Origin of the sequence: Streptococcus sp. 2022WUSS135, assembly GCF_044427045.1 — a bacterium.
GTDB lineage: Bacteria > Bacillota > Bacilli > Lactobacillales > Streptococcaceae > Streptococcus > Streptococcus hashimotonensis.
Genome location: NZ_JAOTGL010000050.1, coordinates 1 through 5,512, shown reverse-complemented (window position 1 = coordinate 5,512; position 5,512 = coordinate 1). Strand labels below are relative to the sequence as shown.

The window sequence follows — 5,512 nt, the reverse complement described above, 5'->3', positions numbered from 1 at the left end:
GAGCAGAGCAGAGCAGAGCAGAGCAGAGCAGAGCAGAGCAGAGCAGAGCAGAGCAGAGCAGAGCAGAGCAGAGCAGAGCAGAGCAGAGCAGAGCAGAGCAGAGCAGAGCAGAGCAGAGCAGAGCAGAAGCTTGGAGAATACACTCAAGTTGAAAAGCTAGACCTAACTTCAAAAGATGTTTTATCAGACAATATTACAAAAATTGGTCAGCTTTTTCCTGAGGTTCTGACAGAAAGTAGTGATGAAAATGGCAGGTTGCGTCCAGCTATTGACTTTGAAAAGCTACGACAATTCCTTTCAAGAGACATTGTAGAGGGACGGGAATCCTATGAGTTTACCTGGGTCGGAAAACGTGGAGCGATTGCCGAGGCTGGTAAACCGACCCACAAGACCCTCCGACCAGATCTTGAGGAAAGTGTTGATTTTGACAAGTCTGAAAATATCTTTATAACAGGGGATAACCTTGAAGTCCTCAAGGTCTTACAGGAGTCTTATCTGGGCAAGATTGATATGATTTACATCGACCCGCCTTACAATACAGGGAAGGACTTTGTCTACTCGGATAAATTCCAGATGAGTGAGGAAGAACTGGCAGATGAAATGGACCTGCGAGATGATGACGGTTTGCAACGAGTGGGCTTGACCAAGAATGAAAAATCCTCCGCCTGCTATCACTCTGACTGGCTCAATATGATGTACCCTCGCCTAGTTCTTGCCCGAAACCTCCTCAAAGACAGTGGTGTTATCTTTATCTCCATTGACGACAACGAACAAGCCAACCTCAAAGCTATCTGTGATGAGATATTTGGGGAGGAGAATTTTGTCGGCTCTCTTATTCATCAAAGAGCTAAGGGAGGAGGACAGGCAAAATTTGTAGTAAAAGGACATGACGTCATTCATGTTTATGCAAGAAGAATAGAATTTCTATCTCCGTTAGTCAAACCCAAAGTTATTCAGGGAAAAATCATTTCAAAGAATGGTATAGATTATCTAAAGAATGATGACATATATCGAAAACAATTTGGGAAGTATGAAAAAGGAACAGAAAGACGACTTTATTATGAAGATGCTTTAGAAGTAAAAGGGCAAAAAATAAAAGACGAAATTGATAATAGACTTTCAGCGGGGGAGATCTTTTTAGAAGAAAGAGAAAATGGGAAACATATTTTATATAGCTTGACCCCAGTTTCAGAAGCAACTTCTAAGCTATACTCAATAATAAAAGTATTATCAGAAGAGGGAAAGAATCGTTTGGAAGATTTAGGAATTGATGAGTTATTTTCCTATCCTAAACCGACAGATTTAATAAAGCAGATTGTACAGACTCATAATAGAAAACAGATGCTAATCCTCGACTTCTTCGCTGGTTCTGCAACTACTGCTGATGCCGTTATGCAGTTGAACGCTGAAGACGGTGGTAATCGTAAGTATATTCTCTGTACGCTGGACGAGCATGTAGCAGACAAGTCGGCTGCTAAAGAAGCGGGCTATGAAACCATTGATCAAATTTCTCGTGTGCGAATCCGTCGGGCTGCTACAAAGATTCAGGAAGAACATCCAGAAACAGTTGGCAAGCAAGACTTTGGCTTTCGAGCTTACAAGCTGGACACTTCCAACTTCAAAGATGTCAGCCAAACACCAGATAGCTTTAGCCAAGAAAGCCTATTTGACAGTGTTTCCAACATCAAAGACGGTCGGACAGATCTTGACTTGCTCTTCCAAATTATGCTGACTTGGGGTATGGAGTTGTCGCTTTCAATCACGAAAACTCAAATTGACGATACAGATGTTTACAATGTGGCAGACGGTGCCTTGATTGCTTGCTTTGCAGATGAGATTTCAGAAAGCGTCCTCCGTCAAATCGCCAAAGAAGAACCACTCCGTGCTGTCTTCAAGGACGAATCTTTTGTCAACTCCGCAGCAAAAATCAACCTAGGCCAAATCTTCAAAGAGGAAGCACCAAATACCAAAGTGAAGGTGGTGTAGGAGATGAAACTTCAATTTAAACAACAGCAATTTCAGTTAGATGCGGTGGCCTCTGTTGTGGATATTTTTGCCGGTCAGGGTAAGCATAGCGGTTTTGATTACCACATGGATAAAGGTCAAGGAATGGATGCGGAACTGGATATGAATTTTATTGGTTTCCGCAATGCTCCCATCCAACTTTCGCAGGACACTATCAGCCAGCAGGTTCGAGCTAAGCAGCTCCGCTATGGCCTTAAACCATCTGAAAACTTGTCTATTCAAAAAGTGGATGGTCGTCCGTCTTACAATTTGACTATTGAGATGGAGACGGGGACAGGGAAGACCTACACCTATATCCGTACCCTGATGGAGCTCAATAAGCAGTATGGTTGGCTCAAGTTTATCATCGTGGTGCCGAGCATTGCTATTCGTGAGGGAGTGCTCAAGTCCTTTGAGATTATGGCGGACCATTTCCAGATGGAGTATGGCAAGAAGCCACGCTATTTTGTCTATGATTCTAGCCGTTTGGGAGAGCTGGACAAGTTTGCCAACTCCTCAGACATTCAGGTGATGATTATCAATTCGCAAGCCTTTAATGCCACTGGAGCAGATGCCCGTCGCATTCACACCGAGCAGGAAAGTTTCCGCTGGAGAAAGCCGATTGATGTCATTGCGGCGACCAATCCTATTTTGATTATCGATGAGCCCCAGTCGGTTGAGGGGAAAAAGACTAAAGAACGCTTGGAGGACTTCAAGCCCCTATTTACTCTCCGCTATTCAGCCACCCATAAGGACAAGCACGATATGATTTATCGTCTGGATGCCTTGGATGCCTACAATAAAAAGTTGGTCAAGAAGATTGCAGTTAAGACCGTGGAGCAGACAGCAACTACAGGGACACAAGGCTACCTTTATCTGCAAGAACTGGTTCCGCAAAAATCAGGGTCTCCTAAGGCTCGGATTGAGTTTGAAGTGCGGACCAAGTCAGGTAATGTCAAGCGTGTGACCAAATTGGTTGAGCAAAATTTTGCCCTCTTTGAAGAGTCAGGCAACCTACCAGCCTATCAGGACGGTTGGACTTTGAGCCATTTTGATGCGCGTGAAGGTGAAAATTCCATTCAAATCGGTGCCAATCGCAAACTCTATGTGGGTGAAGTGATTGGGGAAACCAATGAGGATGATATTCGTCGTATTCAGATAAGAGAAACCATTGCCAGTCACTTGCAAAAAGAAGAACGCCTTTACAAACGAGGCATTAAGGTGCTATCCCTTTTCTTCATTGATGAAGTTGCCAAGTATAAGTGCTACGACGGGCAAAGTGAAGCCTACAATGGAACCTATGCCCAGATTTTTGAAGAAGAATACGAAGCACAGGTCAAGGCTTTGTTGGCTGATTCTAATCTTCATGGCACAAATTATTGGCATTATCTCAATAAGCACCAAGAGGGCAATCCTGTTCACGCAGGTTATTTCTCCGTTGATAAGGTGAAAAAATCGGATAAGGTCAAGTTTGTGGACTATAAGTCTGCCACTGAGAAGAAAAATAACCAGTCCAACGATAAGGATGTCTATGATTTGATTATGAAGGACAAGGAACGACTCTTATCCTTTGAGGAACCTGTTCGCTTTATCTTCTCCCACTCAGCTCTCAAAGAAGGCTGGGACAATCCAAATGTCTTCCAGATTTGTACCTTGAAAAATACAGGTACAGAAACAGAAAAGCGGCAAAAGATTGGTCGTGGTATGCGTCTTGCCGTTGACCAAAAAGGTGTCCGTCAGGATGAGGAGCTTTTAGGAGCTGATGTTCATAATATTAACAAGTTGACCGTCATCGCCAATGAAAGCTATGAAGATTTTGCCAAGAACTTGCAAAGGGAACTCAAGGAAATTTTGGCTGACCGACCAAGCAAAGTGGAAGTGGACCTTTTTGTCGATAAGATCTTGGAAAACGAAGCTGGTCAAAAACTAGCTGTCACTCAAGAAATTGCAAAAGAGATTGAATACCAGTTGATTAAGCAAGATTATATTGACAGCAAGGGGAATCTGACCGCTACCTATTTTGAACAAAAAGAAACAAGTCAGTTTACTCTATCTGAAAATCTGGCAGGTTATGAAGTGGCTGTAAAAGATATTCTAGAAACGATTTATGATGCCAATCGTTACAAGATTGAACGTGAAAATGATTCGGAAGTGGTTTTTGCAAGAGAAATCAACCCTGATAACTACAATCGTCAAGAGTTTAAACGTTTGTGGGAGAGTATTCATCACAAGTCTACCTACTATGTGGAGTTTGATGATGAGGAGTTGATTGAAAAGTCCGTTAAGGCTCTAAATGAAGCCCTCTTTCTTAAAAAGCCAAGCTATATGATTACAGAGGCAGAAGCAAGAGAAATGAAGGCTGAACAAGGTTTGGATTTCAAGGTCAATAAGGACGGCAAGCGTCAGGCTGAGTTAGACAAGTCATCTATTCAACTCCGCTATGATTTGCTAGGAGAAATCGCCAGTCGCACGGAGTTGAAACGGAAAACAGTTGCCAATATCTTGAAACAGATCTCACCAAGCAAGTTTGACATGTTTGCCTATAACTCTGAGGCATTTATTCAACAAGCTAGCAGACTCATCAATGAGCAAAAGGCGAGTCAAGTGATTGAGCATATCCGCTACAATATCCTAGAGGAAACTTTTGATAGTTCCATTTTTACGGACAATCCTTTGAGTGGTAAGGTGTCAGATGCCAATATGCTCAAGTCTGAGAAGGGCGTTTACAATTATGTGAAGGTTGATTCTGGAACGGAGAGGAAGTTCAAAGAGGACTTGGAGCGATTCGACGATGTCATGGTCTATGCCAAATTGCCTAGCAAGTTTAAGATTTCTACGCCGCTGGGTGATTACAATCCAGACTGGGCTATTGCCTTCCGAGATGGTTCGGTCAAGCATGTCTACTTCGTAGCTGAAACCAAGGGTTCTATGTCAACCTTGCAATTGAAGGGGGCAGAGTTGGCTAAGATTGAGTGTGCTAAGGCCCACTTTAAAGCCTTGAAGGAAAAAGGATTGATTGCGGATGATAGGATTTATGATGTGGTTGATTCCTATGAAAAATTATTAGAAATCGTGAGAGGATAGGTTGCTGAGTAATCCTTCTCGCCACTGAAGGAGAATATTTATGGGTGCGTTTCTATTTTTTACATTTGCGATTTATTATCTGCTGGTCATTGTCGCCATAGTCAAGGCTTTGTTTGGATTTTCAACAAGTGATGATTGCTGATTTGGAGAGGAGTTTTGAGCAATTGTATATTGAGTATAAATAAAGAGACTGGGCAAAAAGACCAATGTCATTAAGTTAAGCAACTAAGCAATTGAAGAAACTATTCCCGTCTGAGCAGTTCATGACAAAACGGGAATAGTTTTTGTATTTAGGGCGCACAAAAAGGAGGTTTTTTAACCCAATTTTTCAACTATTATGTTACTCTATAAGTGAAGCTTACAGGTACCTTGCTTTTTATCTTTCTTTGGAAGGTTCGATTAGGTCGGACGATGGATAAATGTT

At 42.4% G+C, this 5,512-nt stretch carries 2 protein-coding genes; both read left to right on the top strand.

The window, feature by feature from the left end; genetic code table 11:
• Positions 1 to 255 precede the first annotated feature (255 nt).
• Positions 256 to 1,986, top strand: coding sequence for a site-specific DNA-methyltransferase (locus ODU45_RS09745; RefSeq protein WP_248298371.1), 1,731 nt, complete (start codon positions 256 to 258; stop codon positions 1,984 to 1,986).
• 3 nt (positions 1,987 to 1,989) lie between these two features.
• Complete coding sequence (locus tag ODU45_RS09740) at positions 1,990 to 5,088, top strand: type III restriction-modification system endonuclease (protein WP_398581222.1); 3,099 nt, start codon at positions 1,990 to 1,992, stop codon at positions 5,086 to 5,088.
• The last annotated feature ends 424 nt before the right edge of the window (positions 5,089 to 5,512 follow it).

What these genes read in the sequence shown, in the direction of transcription:
- ODU45_RS09740 (WP_398581222.1), top strand. Translation starts at nt 1,990, where the DNA reads ATGAAACTTCAATTTAAACAACAGCAATTTCAGTTAGATGCGGTGGCC.